This is a genomic window from Chryseobacterium panacisoli (assembly GCF_008274625.1).
GTDB classification, from domain to species: Bacteria; Bacteroidota; Bacteroidia; order Flavobacteriales; family Weeksellaceae; genus Chryseobacterium; species Chryseobacterium panacisoli.
Genome location: NZ_VTRU01000005.1, coordinates 243,681 through 259,114, shown reverse-complemented (window position 1 = coordinate 259,114; position 15,434 = coordinate 243,681). Strand labels below are relative to the sequence as shown.

20 protein-coding genes and 1 riboswitch are annotated in these 15,434 nt (G+C 36.5%); of the genes, 18 read left to right on the top strand and 2 right to left on the bottom strand.

Going from position 1 to position 15,434, the window contains the following annotated elements; genetic code table 11:
* Nucleotides 1-82 precede the first annotated feature (82 nt).
* From FW781_RS18620 to FW781_RS18590, 8 genes are all read left to right on the top strand, one after another.
* Nucleotides 83-493 carry a hypothetical protein gene (locus tag FW781_RS18620; protein WP_149388787.1) on the top strand — a complete coding sequence of 137 codons (411 nt, stop codon included), beginning with the start codon at nt 83-85 and terminating at the stop codon, nt 491-493.
* Between the two features lie 169 nt (nt 494-662).
* Nucleotides 663-785: a hypothetical protein gene (locus tag FW781_RS22765; RefSeq protein ID WP_262884125.1), complete on the top strand. Its 123-nt coding sequence runs from the start codon at nt 663-665 to the stop codon at nt 783-785.
* Nucleotides 786-851: 66 nt separating this feature from the next.
* A complete protein-coding gene (locus FW781_RS18615) occupies nt 852-1,457 on the top strand; it encodes a hypothetical protein (protein ID WP_149388786.1) in 606 nt (201 codons plus the stop codon).
* A 19-nt stretch (nt 1,458-1,476) separates the two neighbouring features.
* The gene (locus tag FW781_RS18610) at nt 1,477-1,812 is read left to right on the top strand and encodes a hypothetical protein (protein WP_149388785.1); all 336 of its coding nucleotides are present in this window, start codon (nt 1,477-1,479) and stop codon (nt 1,810-1,812) included.
* 897 nt (nt 1,813-2,709) lie between these two features.
* A complete protein-coding gene (locus tag FW781_RS22830) occupies nt 2,710-3,147 on the top strand; it encodes an outer membrane beta-barrel protein (protein ID WP_149388865.1) in 438 nt (145 codons plus the stop codon).
* Between the two features lie 417 nt (nt 3,148-3,564).
* Entirely contained in the window at nt 3,565-4,461 is an 897-nt protein-coding gene (locus FW781_RS18600) for a hypothetical protein (protein ID WP_149388784.1), read from the top strand.
* Between the two features lie 10 nt (nt 4,462-4,471).
* Entirely contained in the window at nt 4,472-5,320 is an 849-nt protein-coding gene (locus tag FW781_RS18595) for a complement C1q domain-containing protein (RefSeq protein ID WP_149388783.1), read from the top strand.
* A gap of 10 nt (nt 5,321-5,330) precedes the next feature.
* A complete protein-coding gene (locus FW781_RS18590; protein ID WP_228720235.1) occupies nt 5,331-6,239 on the top strand; it encodes a hypothetical protein in 909 nt (302 codons plus the stop codon).
* Between the two features lie 146 nt (nt 6,240-6,385).
* On the opposite strand, the gene FW781_RS22855 is transcribed toward FW781_RS18590, so the two are convergent.
* Both FW781_RS22855 and FW781_RS22520 read right to left on the bottom strand, forming a co-directional pair.
* Nucleotides 6,386-6,532, bottom strand: coding sequence for a bacteriocin-like protein (locus FW781_RS22855; protein ID WP_167375285.1), 147 nt, complete (start codon nt 6,530-6,532; stop codon nt 6,386-6,388).
* 27 nt (nt 6,533-6,559) lie between these two features.
* Nucleotides 6,560-6,703 carry a bacteriocin-like protein gene (locus tag FW781_RS22520; RefSeq protein ID WP_002980068.1) on the bottom strand — a complete coding sequence of 48 codons (144 nt, stop codon included), beginning with the start codon at nt 6,701-6,703 and terminating at the stop codon, nt 6,560-6,562.
* Between the two features lie 285 nt (nt 6,704-6,988).
* On the opposite strand from FW781_RS22520, the gene FW781_RS18585 reads away from it, so the two are divergent.
* The 10 genes from FW781_RS18585 to prpC all read left to right on the top strand — a co-directional run bounded on the left by FW781_RS18585 (nt 6,989) and on the right by prpC (nt 15,415).
* Complete coding sequence (locus FW781_RS18585; RefSeq protein WP_149388782.1) at nt 6,989-7,858, top strand: alpha/beta fold hydrolase; 870 nt, start codon at nt 6,989-6,991, stop codon at nt 7,856-7,858.
* A 33-nt stretch (nt 7,859-7,891) separates the two neighbouring features.
* Nucleotides 7,892-8,485 carry a dihydrofolate reductase family protein gene (locus FW781_RS18580; protein ID WP_149388781.1) on the top strand — a complete coding sequence of 198 codons (594 nt, stop codon included), beginning with the start codon at nt 7,892-7,894 and terminating at the stop codon, nt 8,483-8,485.
* Between the two features lie 42 nt (nt 8,486-8,527).
* Complete coding sequence (locus tag FW781_RS18575; protein WP_149388780.1) at nt 8,528-8,896, top strand: VOC family protein; 369 nt, start codon at nt 8,528-8,530, stop codon at nt 8,894-8,896.
* Between the two features lie 99 nt (nt 8,897-8,995).
* Nucleotides 8,996-9,538 (top strand): hypothetical protein, encoded by a 543-nt coding sequence (locus FW781_RS18570; protein WP_149388779.1) that lies wholly within the window; start codon nt 8,996-8,998, stop codon nt 9,536-9,538.
* A gap of 221 nt (nt 9,539-9,759) precedes the next feature.
* The gene (locus FW781_RS18565; RefSeq protein ID WP_149388778.1) at nt 9,760-10,500 is read left to right on the top strand and encodes a hypothetical protein; all 741 of its coding nucleotides are present in this window, start codon (nt 9,760-9,762) and stop codon (nt 10,498-10,500) included.
* A 67-nt stretch (nt 10,501-10,567) separates the two neighbouring features.
* Nucleotides 10,568-11,590 carry a sensor histidine kinase gene (locus tag FW781_RS18560; protein ID WP_149388777.1) on the top strand — a complete coding sequence of 341 codons (1,023 nt, stop codon included), beginning with the start codon at nt 10,568-10,570 and terminating at the stop codon, nt 11,588-11,590.
* 4 nt (nt 11,591-11,594) lie between these two features.
* Complete coding sequence (locus tag FW781_RS18555; protein ID WP_149388776.1) at nt 11,595-12,362, top strand: LytR/AlgR family response regulator transcription factor; 768 nt, start codon at nt 11,595-11,597, stop codon at nt 12,360-12,362.
* Between the two features lie 350 nt (nt 12,363-12,712).
* Nucleotides 12,713-12,904: riboswitch (cobalamin riboswitch) on the top strand.
* Nucleotides 12,905-13,137: 233 nt separating this feature from the next.
* Nucleotides 13,138-13,362 carry a hypothetical protein gene (locus FW781_RS18550; RefSeq protein WP_149388775.1) on the top strand — a complete coding sequence of 75 codons (225 nt, stop codon included), beginning with the start codon at nt 13,138-13,140 and terminating at the stop codon, nt 13,360-13,362.
* Nucleotides 13,362-14,258: a methylisocitrate lyase gene (prpB, locus tag FW781_RS18545; RefSeq protein ID WP_149388774.1), complete on the top strand. Its 897-nt coding sequence runs from the start codon at nt 13,362-13,364 to the stop codon at nt 14,256-14,258. Before FW781_RS18550 ends, prpB begins: the two co-directional genes overlap by 1 nt.
* 2 nt (nt 14,259-14,260) lie before the next feature.
* Nucleotides 14,261-15,415, top strand: coding sequence for a bifunctional 2-methylcitrate synthase/citrate synthase (gene prpC, locus FW781_RS18540; protein ID WP_149388773.1), 1,155 nt, complete (start codon nt 14,261-14,263; stop codon nt 15,413-15,415).
* Nucleotides 15,416-15,434: the final 19 nt, after the last annotated feature.

Genomic DNA, 15,434 nt, shown 5'->3' with positions numbered 1-15,434 from the left:
AAACAAAGTGGTTGGGATTCTTATAAGGCTTTAAAAAATGAATTATTAACTTATAATTCAAAAGACTTAATTGTTAAACTGCTTGATACAAAAGATTTTAGATATACAGATAAGAAGTCTTTTTACGATTATTCCCGAATTATGGAAAGATTTTAATCTGGATGATTGGATGTATATTATTCGAAAAGTTGACCGTCCTACAAACTACCGATTATATATAGATGACGGACCCTATTTTGAAGACATTCGTTTTTTATATAATTGGATTGGTATAGATAGTATTAGTTTGTATAAAAATGATCAAGGAGTTTCTTCTAAAAGTAAACAAAGCTTAGATAAGGTATTTCCAATGTTCCTACATGATACATTGAGAAATGGAGATTATAAAGAAGAATTTTCAGACGGAACTTTTGGAGACATAAAGTATTTCCGAGATATGAAAACGCGATTAATAAGTCAAGGGGCAAAGCAAAGTCCGATGCCAAATTTATAATGATTTTTGGTCATTATAATTTATATAATAGAAATATTTAAATGCTTACTAACCGTTCAACTTTTGAACGGTTAGTTTATTTAATTTTACAGAATGGGTAATTCCCAGCGCAGGGTTCATTTCAAAAACATCGGAATGTGATGCTCTGATACAAAATGGGGCCTTTTTTATGGAGCTTGATGCAGCTGCTATTATGGAGAGTATTGGAAAGAAAGGAGGTCTTAATCCTGATGCCATAGGATCAATAAGCAGTAACAGGAGTATGCTTTGGTATATAAAGGGGAAAAGCTGATACAGGGTACCCCTAAATAAAAAGGTTTTAGAATTTTACCGAAGGCTGAAAAAGAACCAAAAGCGCTTGAGTGGGTTTTTAGAGGAAGTAAGACATGAGGGAGGAGCATTTGGTGAATCGATAGTAGCAACAACAGACACTACAAAGGTAAAGGCTTTTGAAGAAGGATTACAACAGTTTGCCAATAAGATAATTGCAAAGCCTTTTGAGAAAATGCCAGAGGCAATGCCTTATTTTAATCATAAATCGGTTGGTGATTCTATAAAACAAATAGGTACGTTGAATTGTGGTAATACTGCAGAAGTCATGGTTGATTTTTTGAGGACAGGGAAGTTACGAAGAGCTGAATCGTCACTTATGCAAGGAAAAGAATTAGTTGCTGTAAAATGTGGTGGTGGCAGTTTTCAACCTACAACAATTCCAAGAATGAAGCAATTAATGACAGAAGGAGATATTGTTGTAATTTATGGTGTTAAAGATAAATATCACATAAAAGGAACTTCTGAAGATTCCACAATAGGACATTATTTTGTAGGGATGAAAAAAGGTGGAGAATTGCATTTGTTTGATGGTCAAACTGGTGAATATGTAATATATGCGAATAATGATAAGGCCCGTAATTTCCTTCAAAGAGGTTATTTAGAATTTCAATATACTAAGGTAAAAAAATAATAGTTAAAAAAATAATTTTATGTTAACAGATCAAGAAATGCTTATAATAGCAAAAAAATTCATACGAAGAATAGTAGATGAAAGCATAGAACCAATGCTATATGATGACATTATTAAAAAACCATATGGAAACATTTATTTTTTTAATTCTAAAGAAGCCATTTTAACAGGAAATGATAATAAATCTTTAGTCGGAGCAGGTCCCTTTTTAGTAGAAAAAAAAACAAGAAGAGTAGTTGTCTTTGGTACTACGGGGATATTAGACAGACAACTAAAAGCCTATGAAAATGGTACTATGTCTACAGCTTTAGACACTTATTGGTATCCAGACGAAGATAGGTTCGATTATAAATAATCCTGATATCGCATAATTTTATCCGTAAAAACTTCTACAGCATTAGTTTATCTGAATTTTACAAAGTATGCTATTAAGGAATTTAAGAAGGTGATGATATAAGGTATATCCTGTACTTACAACTTAATTCAACAACAATTAAATCATATCAACGCTGGGACATATCACAGTTTGAAGGTATTCACAACGTGTTTTTTCAAATATGTTGGGATGTATCATAGTTTGAAAGGCATTCACAACCGAATTGAAGAAGGATATTTACGACCGCGTGTTGGGGCATATCACAGTTTGAAGGGTAGTCACAACATTTTATTCATAGAAATATCATCCCAGTGCGTTGGGACATATCACATTGAAGGATAGTCACAATAATGGTATAACCTCGTATGAGAAGGAAAAGTTGAGACGTATCACAATTTGAAGGATAATCACAATTATTCTTTAAGAAGCACGTCAATATGAGTATATATGTAATAATTCTGTTATATTAATGAAAGAAGATTTGGGGTTTTACTGTATTAAGATGTATGTAAATCAGTTGTTTAATGTTGCTTAGAAAACTCAAAAGGGGTATTAGGAGTTCGTCAGGACTCCCTCACTCTCCGCTAAGAGAGACGTTTATTTTTAAACGTCTCTTTTTTTTGTTTTGCGAGTTGATTTTTCAGTTGATTGTCTTAGGGTGAGAGATTAAAATGTTTTCTGGCTTTCAATGTTCCTTCAGCAAAAAAACGTTAGAATATATTAGGTGTTCAATATTCTCTTATCCATTGTTCTTGTAGTGTATCATTGTAATCTTTTTTAATCAGACTGCTGATATGTATAGAAATCTAAGATAACGATTGCTTTATTTTCATCAATGTATCTAATTATCTTTTAAAGTTTTTATTGCCTGATTGACTGAAATATTCGTCCGGAAAAATTCTCTACTCCCGCAGGCATTTTTCAAGTGATTTTCAATCAAAAAACGGGTTTGTAAATGTATTATATGCTGATTCAAATTTTTATTTAAAAAAGGATAAAAGCACATTTCTATCGTTCAGCTATTTTATTTCGTTACCGTATACAGCTGTAAATAATGAAAATAGAACAAACGCAAGTTTTAGTGCCAGCTTCAAAACTAATTTAGTTAAGGATTTACTTACTTTAAGTATTGCAGCTTCCGATATTTTTAAACAACAGGGAGAGAAAAGAACTACTTATTTTTCTAATGCTGATAAGCAATCTTATTATAGATACAATGATTTTAGAAGAGTGAGCATTACTTTAACCTATAAAATAGGGAAGCGTAAAAATTCAAAAAGAATTGATAATAATGATAGAATTGAAGGCCAATAAGGTTTATCAAAATATCTTCAGAAATCACTGCCATCCGCAGTGATTTTTTTTTGCCACTATGTGCCCGAATGGTATGTTTCCTGAAATCTTTTAAGGATCTTGAACTCATAAAAAATCTATCAATACATCGAAATCTATCGATAGGTTATGTTTTGCTTGATGATGAAAAATCAACAATTTTGCAAAAATTATTATTGACCTGATGTTTACATCAATGAAAACAAGATTCTAAAAACACATTTGACATCCCTCAGGCACACTTTTTATTGATAGGCTGCTGCAATTTGTTGAAGATTTTATTTTCATTTTGGAATCAGGTTTATGAATTATTAAAATGATTTATGAAAGGCTGATTAATCTCATCATGTAATAGTGAGGATTCACAACCTTTATTACCTCAAATTTTTAAATGAGAATATGAGAAAAAAAATACATAAAACACTTATTGTACCTTGTTGCTTCCTTATCAGCACCTTGAACGCGCAGGTAGGAATAGGTACAAATAATCCACAGGGGATTTTACATGTAGATGGAGCTAAGGATAATTCCGCTTCAGGAACACCAACGGTAACACAGGTTTCTAACGATGTTATTGTGAATAAAACAACAGGATTCATTGGTGCAGGAGTTCTTAATCCTCAGGTTCAGTTAGATATTAGGTCAGCAGGAAATGAAAATGCTCTTGGTTTAGGAACAACAACGATGTCTGCGGTAACAGCGGGTGCAGGTGCTACACGATATGATGTAAACAGTGTACCAGTGGGTGCTAAAATCGAAGTGTCTGATGGCGCAGTATGGCACAAAGCTTATATTGCTCCTCAAAAGGCTGTGATCGTCGTTCGTAAAATTGCAAGTCAGTCTATACCGTCTGCTACCGCAATTACCATTATAAATTGGAACGAGGTGCGTGACATGAGCAATAGCTTTGACCCAAGCTCTGGTGAGTTTACAGCTCCCCGAAATGGAACATATACTTTTTTATTAACATTCAATTTTAACGGGGCTGTTATTAGTGATGGTTCCAGAGTTGAGTCTCAATTTTATAATCCTACTACAGGCACTGTTCTTGCCAGTGTATATAAAACGTTCGGCCAGTCTATGACAGGTACAGCTGATGACGCGAATGCTACACGTTCAACACAGGCGGGAGGATCTAGTACCGTTACCCTTACTCTTACGGCAGGGACTAAAGTAAGTGTAAGACTATATCAAAATCTTACTTCAGGTTCAATTCCGCTTAGAGTTACTACTGATTCTTCAAATCCTGCAAATCCCGATGATGGATTTAACAATTTAACGATAATAGAACATTAAGATAGAGATTATGAAAAAGAAGATCAATATACCTTATAAACTATTTGCTTGTATTTTATTTTTTTCTGCAGTTAAAACAAAGGCACAAATAGGGTTTTTTACTCCTACACCTGCACAGACTTTACATATAGATGCCGGAAAAGACAATGGCTCAGCACCTGATGCAACAAAAATATCTAATGATGTTGTTATCACATCAGGAGGCCAGGTTGGTATTGGACTTTTAAATCCGGTTACTAAAGTTGATTTAAGGTCTTCGTCTGACCAGGGAATTATTGGCTTAGGTAATAATACACAGAGCCCTTCTGCAGCTGGAGGAGGAGCAATACGTTACAATAATGGTGGATTTTTAGAATATTCTGACGGTGAACAATGGATCGCATTACCACTTACCGCTCCAACAAAAGCATTGGTAAATGCCAGTAAAGGTTCTGCACAAAGTATTCCAAGTGCAGCTTCGACAGTTATTACAGGCTGGACAGAGACCGTTGATTTAGGAGCCGGTGCCGGTGGAGATTTTGATCCTTCCACAGGAGTTTTTAAAGCTCCCCGTGATGGGTTCTATCTGGTTTCTTTCAATATTACCCTGGCTAATGGAAATATCCCTAAAAATACATTTATAGAAACTGCAATAGAAAGTAGCCAAAGTACAGATAATATTCCTGTATTTAAAACTATAAATTCTTATCCTGCTTTTCAGGCTGGTGCAGTAAGTAATTATATAAGTGGTAATTGCAATGCTATTTTCAACCTTAAAAAAGATGATACTATAAAATTCAGCATAAGACATAATATAGGCAGTGCCCGAAATACCCTGAATGACAGTAAATTAAATAATTTAAGTATCAGTGAATTGTAAACACGTAATAATGGGACAAAAAAATAAAATAAAAAAAGTGATCAGTGCTGTTATTGCTTTGTCACTGAGTGTAACCTATATAAATGCTCAAATCGGAATAGGAGTACCAAATCCGTCAAATCCACTTGAGGTTAAAACGGATGCAGGTAATATTATAATTAATAGTTCAGGAAGAATAGGGACTATGGTTGCCAATCCCAAGGTAGCTCTTGATCTACGTGGTGGAACCAATAGTTCTGTGGCTATTGGAAATACAGCGAAAACAGCTGCCCAGGCTGGTGCTGGCGCATTGCGTTATGTTGCAAGTCCTGCCATTGGGGTAAAAGGATATTTAGAATTTTCCGATGGTTCAAATTGGGTCAGTTTTTATCCTAAAGGGAAACCGCGTATTATAGTAATGGCAAGTAAAACTACTCAGGATACCTATGTATTTGAAAGTGCAACCCCTTCAGAAATAGGAACTAAATCTGGTATAGTTCAAAGAAGATCCTCTTACTTAACGAACTGGACTGAAAAATTAGACTCTGATTCAGGGGTTCCAACCTCAAATTTTGACCCGGCTACAGGTGAATTTACAGCACCACGTGATGGAGTTTATTTTGCAACTTTTACTTTTGCATTACAATCAAGCCAGGTAAATACCGGTGCTAATAATCAAACTGAAGCAATCTGGGAAGTGAGAAATCCTGCCGGCACAATTACACAAAGAATAAAAACAAATAATGGATATGCTTCTGACACCGGAGCAAGTCCCAACGCAGTACCGGTAGGTTCAGCCTGTACAGTAAGTGTTTACCTGAATAAAGGCAGCAAACTAAGACCTTTTACCTGGATTACAGTAGCATTTGATGGTACAACCAGCCAGTTTGATGTATCAGGAAACGGGGCTTACAATGCACTTACGATCGTTGAACAGTAAAGATATTTCATAAGTTTGAACAATCTGATTTTAATTTTTAAGTCTCCCGGTCTGATTGTGGGAGACTTTTTTGAATGAAAAAGTAAACTTAAAATAAAAACCTGCAGCTCATGGGAACTGCAGGTTTTATTTTGGAGATCAGCGTTTTAACTTAATATCTCACAGGGTGCTATACAGATCACCCAGGGACATCTCTTTATTCCCGGAGGTGGGCAGCATGCTTCAGAACAACTCAATGCTCCGCCATTAATATTTTTCAACTGATCTCTTGAAATTTTTTTAGAATTTTTCATAGTCAAGTAATTGAATTAAACTAAAACTTAAGGCTGATTTCCACCGCCACATCCGTCATATGGCATACATTGCCACTTTCCGCCAATTAAGCAAAGCTGTCCGCCTCTGCAGTCAATGCCGCCCTTAATTGTTTTCAATTCCTGTCTTTCGATTTTCTTTAAATTTTTCATAATAATATAGGTTTAGTTCTATTCGAAATTAATCAATTTTTATCAACTGTCGTAGAATTATCATGAAAATATTTATTTTCAATGTGCTGATTGTTTGATATTTTCCTGTGTATTTTCTATAATTAAGCAAAATATAATGTATGTGAAGTAAGCTGAATAGGCCTTGTTAAGGGAATACACAAAGAATTGACATCTTTTGAATAAAATCTTGTCCTGTGGCAAGTTGGATTTCGTAATGACTTGCTAATTTTGGTTAAAAGTTCAATGACCAAATCCGATAATATTATGAAAAGTATATTCAAATCCTCAACCCTGAAGTCACTACTGATTTTAGCTGTTATGGTTATCACATCCCAGGTATACGGACAAAAAGTGAAACCTTCTGAAAGTGGCTATGCACCTGCTAACGGCAGCAAGGTTTATTATGAAGTCTATGGTAAAGGTAAGCCCATTGTATTATTGCATGGTGCTTTCATGACGATTGATACCAATTGGGGACAATTGATCCCGGAACTGTCAAAAAACAGAAAAGTAATCGCTGTTGAATTACAGGGACACGGGCATACTCCGTTTTCAGAAAGGAAATTATCACATACCGATCTGGCGAGTGATGTGACAAAGGTAATGGACTATCTGAAAATTGATAAGGCAGATGTAGCAGGATATAGCTTTGGCGGGGCAATCGCTTATCAGCTGGCAATACAGAGCCCGCAAAGGCTGAATAAGCTGGTTATTATTTCTGCAACTTATAAAAATAGCGGCTGGCTGCCTGAAGTCAATAATGCATTTAAAGGAATGAAGCCTGACCTCTTTATGAACAGTCCTATGCATAATGCTTATGATGCCGTAGCACCTGATAAAACAAAATGGACAAAGTTTCTGGAGCAGATGATTGCTTCTGCCGGACAACCCTTCGATCTGGGTGATGATAATATCTCTAAAATTTCAGCACCAGTTTTAATTATAGCGGGTGACAATGATGGGTTGGATAAAACTGAGCTGTCAAAAACCTATAGATTATTGGGAGGTGGAGTGTCTGCAGATATGGGACCTATGCCCAAATCCCAATTGGCTATTGTTCCCGGGCAGAGCCATGTCAGCCTGATGATGCAGACAGCAACAATTCTGAACTATCTGAACAGCTTTTTACAATAATAAGATACAATATGATTCATAAAACTGAATATCATGAGAAAAATAACTGTCATATCAATGATTACAATGGATGGTGTCATGCAGGCACCCGGCGGCCCTGAAGAAGATATATCCGGAAACTTTAAATATGGAGGATGGACTGTATCATATGGTGATGAACTTTTCGGTGAAATCATGCAGGAAGAAATGAAACAAACCGATTATCTTCTTGGGAGAAAAACATTCGATATTTTTTCATCCTACTGGCCTCAGCATGCTGAAGTCTGGCCGGGAATCAACGAAGGGAATAAGTATATTCTTTCTCAGACTATAGAGAATTTAGATTGGAAGAATACCTTTTTCCTCAAAAATCAGGATGATATCCGAAAGCTTAAGCAATCAGAAGGTGCTGATATTCAGATTTGGGGCAGCAGCGAACTTATTCATCTGCTGTTAAAGAATGACCTTGTAGATGAACTTCGCCTAAAAATCTATCCGTTGATTCTTGGTGAAGGAAAAAAACTGTTTGATGATAATTCGGTTCCGGCTGCTTTTGTCCTCACGGAAAGCCATGTAACATCAAAAGGAGTGATTATAGCTAATTACAAACGTGCTGGTGAGATTGTGACAGGCAATGTTGAAATGTAAATAGAGGGCTTTCATTATTTTTACAACTATTAAACCTACAATATGGATACGAAATTTGAAGCAGGAATAAATATTGCCATAAAAATTCCAAAAAGTAAATATGAAAAAACGGTAGTCTTTTACAGAGACATCCTGAAACTGAATGTTGAAGAAAAACCGATTAATAATCCAACGGTTTCCAGAACCCATGAGGTAAAATTCGGGAATAATGTCATCTGGCTGGACTGTGTAGATAACTATACCCATTCCGAAACCTGGTTGCAGCTTACAGTTCCTGATGTAGAAGAAGCTGCGGAATACCTTCGATCAAACGGTGTGGAAACCTGTGACGAAATTGAAGAGCTTCCTGAAAATATGCATTGGATAACCGATCCTGCAGGCACAGTATTTAACCTACAGGAAAGAGAATAACAAAAGAGGGAAAGATGACGTGGATAATTGTTTAAAATATGGTTTTAATCAAAAATTTAATATCTTTAACCATCAAATCATTAAAATTTTAAACAATTCATGAAGACGAAATCTTTACCTTTCCTCTTAACCCTCTTTTTTCAACTGGTAAGTACCATTGCATTTTCTCAGAAAACAGCAACTTTAAACTCTTTATTAGATAAAAATGCAGAATTTATTTTTCCGCAGACTCCCGATAAAATATCAAAAGCACTGAACATAAAAACTGTATTTTATGAAGATGCCAATGAGGAAAAATATGCGAAATGGCCTATGAAGACAGGATTGGAACTGTATTGCAGTCTGGGCAAAGATAATGCTGTTAATGAAATGTTTTTTGTCACCTCAGACAATAAGCCAGTAGTGGTAGAAGGACTTCCATTTGGTCTCATTATCAATAAAAGCACACTGCAGGACAGCAAAACCAAATTCAGTAAATACAATGCTAAAACGCAGAAACTCGGTGCAGGCAGTGAATTTCCGGGAGGTTCAAAACTGACTTTTAAGAAAGGAAAACGTTATGCAACCTTGTTTTTTGATCATAAAAATCTGCTGAAATCTTTAGGACTTACCACAGAACTTATTGATCCGGCAGCCAATTAATTTCAACAGTCTTCAAATACTATAAAATCCGTCACTTTTTTGGCGGATTTTCTCATTGTATTGAATAAAGTGCAGCCGCTTAAAAATGAACCGTGTCATTCATTCGTAAAAATCCTCCATTCATTTCTTTATTTCCTGAGTTCATTGTTTTCTGATTGAACCGCAGAAGCAGATAGAATAGCTTTGGCTTATCAAAACAGAAACAATTAACATTATCAACTATGAACAGAGAATTGATTTTTTTAAGAACATTTGCTTTTACAGCAGTCATTGGAATTGTATTTTTAGCCGCTTCAGCCTTCAAAACAGGCGGGCATGAGAAATTTACAGAGATTGATGTGGAAAGAATCAATATCGTTGAAAAAGATGGTACCGTAAAGATGATCATTACCAACGCAGGAAAATTTCCCAATGGGGAAGATAAAATAAACGGCAGTCCTACCAATAAAACAAGAAAAAAACGCTCAGGAATGCTTTTCTTCAATGAAGACGGAATAGAATGCGGAGGTTTTATTTATGACGGGCAGAAAAATAAAAACGGGCACAGCTCGGGATTATCCCTTACCTATGATCAGTATGACGGTGATCAGGTAATGCAGCTTTTGACTCAGGATTATAAGAAAGGAGATAAAAGAGTAGTGGCAAGCGGGCTTTACTTCAATGACCGTCCAACAAGAGAATCACAAATCAAAACCGGAGAGATACTTTCAGAACTGAGCCAGATAAAAGATCCGGAAGCTGCTCAGAAAAAATACAAAGAGTATGAACAGCAGGGACTGATTGGAGGAGCACCGAGAATGATGCTCGGGAAAACCAAAGATGAACATAACGGCTTATTCTTATTCGACAGTAAAGGCCAGCCACGGGCCAGATTCTGTGTAGATAAAAATAATGAAGCAAAACTGGACTTCTTAGACGATGAAGGAAACGTTACCGCATCATTTCCTGAAAAGAAAAAATAATAGTACAAAGAAACAGCCCTGTAAAAATATAGGGCTATTTTTGCAGAAAAATGACCACCCATAGCCAATGAAAGCTATTGTAAAACAGATCAGCCAAAACAGATACTTTCTTCTGTTTATCCTTTTGTTCGCTTATGTACAGTCTATTCATACCCGGATAGGGATAAGGAGAACCTTAGACTGGTATATTTTCACTCCGGAAGCCGCAGTTGTAACGCTCATTAGCGCGTGTATCCTGTTTTTTGTGATTGATTTTTTCATCAAGAACTGGCAGAAGTCGTCAACATTCAGTATTGCTGAGATCCTTAAAATATTCAGTTCGTCACTGTTGACGTACCTTCTGGTGATGAAGATAATAGGTTTTTTGATTGCCTTTGCTTTTGGGAAGATTGAAAAGAATTTTAATCAGGAAGTTGTTATTCTTTCTACTTTTTCAGATTTGATCGGGGGTTTTATTTATGGAAGTTTTTTTCTGGCATACCGTTACTACAAGAAGAATACAGATTATCAGAAACAGCTGGCTCTTTATGATCATGCATTGTCTGAAAGTAAGATCAATCAGCTGAAAGCCCAGCTTAATCCTCATTTTTTGTTCAATAATCTCAATATTCTGGATCAGCTTATAGAAGAAGATAAACGAGCCGCTTCAGACTTTCTCAATGAATTCGCAGAGATATACCGCTATGTTTTAGAGGTTTCCGATAAAAAATTAGTAGCAGTGGAAGAAGAGCTTGCTTTTGCAGAGAAATATTTTAATCTGATACAATACAAATACGGAAAAGCCTACTCATTACAAATAAATCATATAAAATCACAAGGAAAGATTATTCCGCTTTCATTACAGCTGCTGCTGGAAAATGCAGTACAGCATAATCTTGGAAGCCTTACAAATCCGGTTTTGGTCACAATAAATCTGGATCAGGCAATAACCGTTTCAAATAATAGCATACCCAAGCGTAACAGTAAAAAAACTTCAGGAAGAGCGTTGAATAATCTTAAAGAACAATATGCGTTATTAACCGACCGACAGGTGGAAATTTTTAAAACAGAAACCGGATTTGCAGTAACACTTCCTATAATTCCAGTATAAAAAAATGATAAAAGTTATAATTATCGAAGACGAAATTCCCGCCAGAAACAAGTTAAAACGTTTTATCAGCGAATTAAAAGAACCGGTTGAGATCCTTGCGGAGATTGCTACCGTAGAAGAAGCCGTTACTTTTTTAAAAAAATCAAGAGTAGATTTGATCTTTTCTGATATAGAGCTATTGGATGGAAATGCCTTTGAAATATACAATCAGGTAAGTATTTCCAGCCCGGTAATTTTCACTACAGCTTATGATCAGTATTGGATGAATGCCTTTGAAAGCAACGGTATAGAATATCTTTTAAAGCCATTTTCACTGCAACGTTTCCAAAAAGCATGGGATAAATTTCTTGTATTGAAAACCTCCGCATCAGAACAAAATGATGTCCTGATAAAGCTTCAGCAAATGCTCAATAGCAGTCAGATAGAGAAAAAATATAAAAAAAGATTTACGATTTCCTCACACCAGGGAATTTATTTTCTAAATACTGAGGATATCACTTTCTTTGAAGCAGAAGAGGGAATTGTCTTTGCTTTTGATGCTGCAGGAAAAAAACATTTGCTTAGTGAATCTACGCTAAAAGAAATTGAAAACCAGCTTAGTCCTTCGGATTTTTTCAGAATTAACCGAAGTGAAGTCGTTCAGAAAATACATATTGAAAGGATAGAGCGTTACAACAAAAATACACTGTCTATCCGGATAAAAGGAAAGCAAGCCCACCTTATAACAAGCCAGAGTAACACATCTGCTTTCAGAAAATGGATTGAAGAATAAAGATTAAATTTTTGACTGAAAATGATATAAAAAAGATCATTTGAAGCCAGAAAATGGGCATCCATTATCGCTAAAAAAATAGTTTAAAAAAACGCTTTAATTCCAGAATGAAAAACAATAACAAGTAGATGGTTTCTTTGAACTTGTTTGATTTTTTAACGACATATCTTAAGGATTTTGTAACAAAAAATGAGCAGAATAATCTAAATTACAATGTCTGCTGGGTGAAAAATGTGTTTTTAATAATAACATAATCAATGGGTTATGGTTAAATAATTATTGTTTGCATAAAATATCTTTCATGTTTTTATAAAATACCTATATTTACCACCAAGGAGTTCTTAACATCTTCTTTATCAACCGAAACTGGTTACACTTAGCTGTGTATTAAAAGGGAATCGTGTGCAAATCACGAACTGTCGCGCAACTGTAAGTAACATCAAGGTTTTTATCAAATAAAGGTCCACTGTATACCTCGTTATATGGGAAGGACGATAAAAACTGTTACAAGTCAGGAGACCTGCCTATTTCGAATTGACGATGCTTTCGCGGTCTGAAGCTTATAGTCAGGTATGATACGATATGGATAACAGTGGGATCAATATTTTTTGTCAGCTCATGTTATTTTTTGATGCAGATAAGTAGTAGAGTAGCATACTCTTTCATTATCGTGTATTCATCGTATTTTCCTTTTCCATACTTTTCTTTCTCACAGGCATTGTGAAGCTTACCGGAACTTTTTATGAGGATTTAATCAATATAAAAAGTAAAAAAAATGTACCCATTAGATGTCGATTATTCATGCAGGAGCAGCAGACTTGGAAATAAACAGGTTTGCAGGGAGGTAATGGTGTATAATTCAGGATTGCAAAAATCGGTTAAAACCAATCAGTTTCTTTTTGATTTCCTTTTTACCCCATCATTGAATAGCGGTGGCTATTCTGATGCCTGTTCATGGTTTTCTGTAAACAAATTTCAACTAAACAATAAAATATTATAATGACTACAAGTGAAAGTTTGAAGTCTCCCGGCATGAAATTCCGGGAGGCCATGCGAAAAGAAAGTCCCCTTCAGATTGTTGGCACCATCAATGCCAATCATGCACTGTTAGCACAGCAGGCAGGTTTCAATGCAATTTATCTTTCAGGCGGCGGAGTTGCTGCGGGCTCTCTGGGGATTCCGGATTTAGGGATTACCACGCTGGAAGATGTATTGATTGACGTTCAGCGTATCACGAATGTTTGCGATGTCCCACTCATGGTAGATGTTGATACCGGATTTGGCCCTTCAGCATTCAATGTGGCAAGAACTGTAAAATCACTGATTAAAGCCGGAGCTGCGGCTCTGCATATTGAAGATCAGGTAGGTGCAAAGCGCTGTGGACACCGCCCGGGAAAAGAAGTGGTAACCAAAGAAGAAATGACAGACCGATTGAAAGCGGCTGCAGATGCCCGTACCGATGAAAATTTTGTAATTGGAGCCCGCACCGATGCGTTTGCTAATGAAGGATTGGAAAAAACATTGGAAAGAGCGGTCGCTTACAAAGAAGCAGGTGCAGATTTCATTTTTGCAGAAGCCGTTCCTGATTTAAGCCTTTACCACAAATTTGTTGAAGCTGCAGGAATTCCGGTGCTGGCTAATATTACCGAATTCGGGATGATCAGTATGTACACGGTAGAAGAATTAAAAAATGCAGGTGTGGGACTGATTCTTTATCCGCTTTCTGCTTTCCGTGCTGCCAATAAAGCGGCTCAAAATGTATTTGAACACATCCGTAAAGACGGAACGCAGGCCAATGTATTAGATACCATGCAAACCAGGGAAGAACTCTATCAAAGCATTGGATACTATGACTACGAACAAAAATTAGACAACCTTTTTAAACAAAATAATTGATAATGTCAACTAACAGTGAACCTACATTTAAACCTAAAAAAAGCGTTGCGCTTTCAGGGGTAGCAGCAGGTAATACTGCTCTTTGCAGTGTTGGAAAAAGTGGAAACGATCTCCATTACAGAGGATATGATATTCTGGATCTGGCAGAGAAAGCACAGTTTGAAGAAGTAGCTTACCTTTTAATCTATGGCCAGCTGCCTACCGGAGCACAATTGAAAAACTATAAAGCAAAGCTGAAATCTTTGAGAGGCCTGCCTCATTCTGTGAGAAATATTCTTAAGAGTATTCCTGCAGCCGCTCATCCAATGGATGTCATGCGTTCTATGGTTTCTGCTATCGGAAGTATTCAGCCGGAAAAAGATGATCATAATATGGCAGGGGCAAGGGATATAGCAGATAAATTACTGGCGTCTTTCAGCTCAGGCCTGTTATATTGGTATCACTATACCCATAATGGAAAAGAAATTGATGTAGAAACCGATGATGATACGATTGGAGGGCATTTCCTTCATCTGTTACACGGGAAAAAACCTGCGAATTCCTGGGTAAAAGCAATGGAAATCTCATTAAACCTCTATGCAGAACATGAATTCAATGCTTCAACATTTACCAGCCGTGTGATTGCCGGAACAGGATCTGATATTTACTCTGCAATTACCGGAGCCATTGGCGCCTTAAGAGGACCAAAACACGGAGGTGCTAATGAAGTTGCTTTTGAAATCCAAAGCCGTTATAATTCGCCGGATGAAGCTGAAAGCGATATCCGCCAGCGTATTGCAAATAAAGAAGTGATTATTGGATTCGGGCATCCGGTGTATACCATTTCAGATCCGAGAAACGTAGTCATCAAAAAGGTGGCTAAAGAGCTTTCCGAAGAAGCAGGAGATATGCTGCTGTATACTATTGCTGAAAGACTGGAAACGATCATGTGGGAAGAGAAGAAAATGTTCCCGAACCTGGACTGGTTCTCCGCTGTTTCCTACCATCTGATGGGAGTTCCTACCCTGATGTTTACCCCGTTATTTGTCATTTCAAGAGTGACCGGATGGAGTGCCCATATCATAGAACAGAGACAGGATGGGAAGATTATTCGTCCAAGTGCCAACTATATAGGGCCGGAAAACAAAGAATTTGTGTCCATCAACGACCGGAAATAATGGAAAAATAGAATGTCGA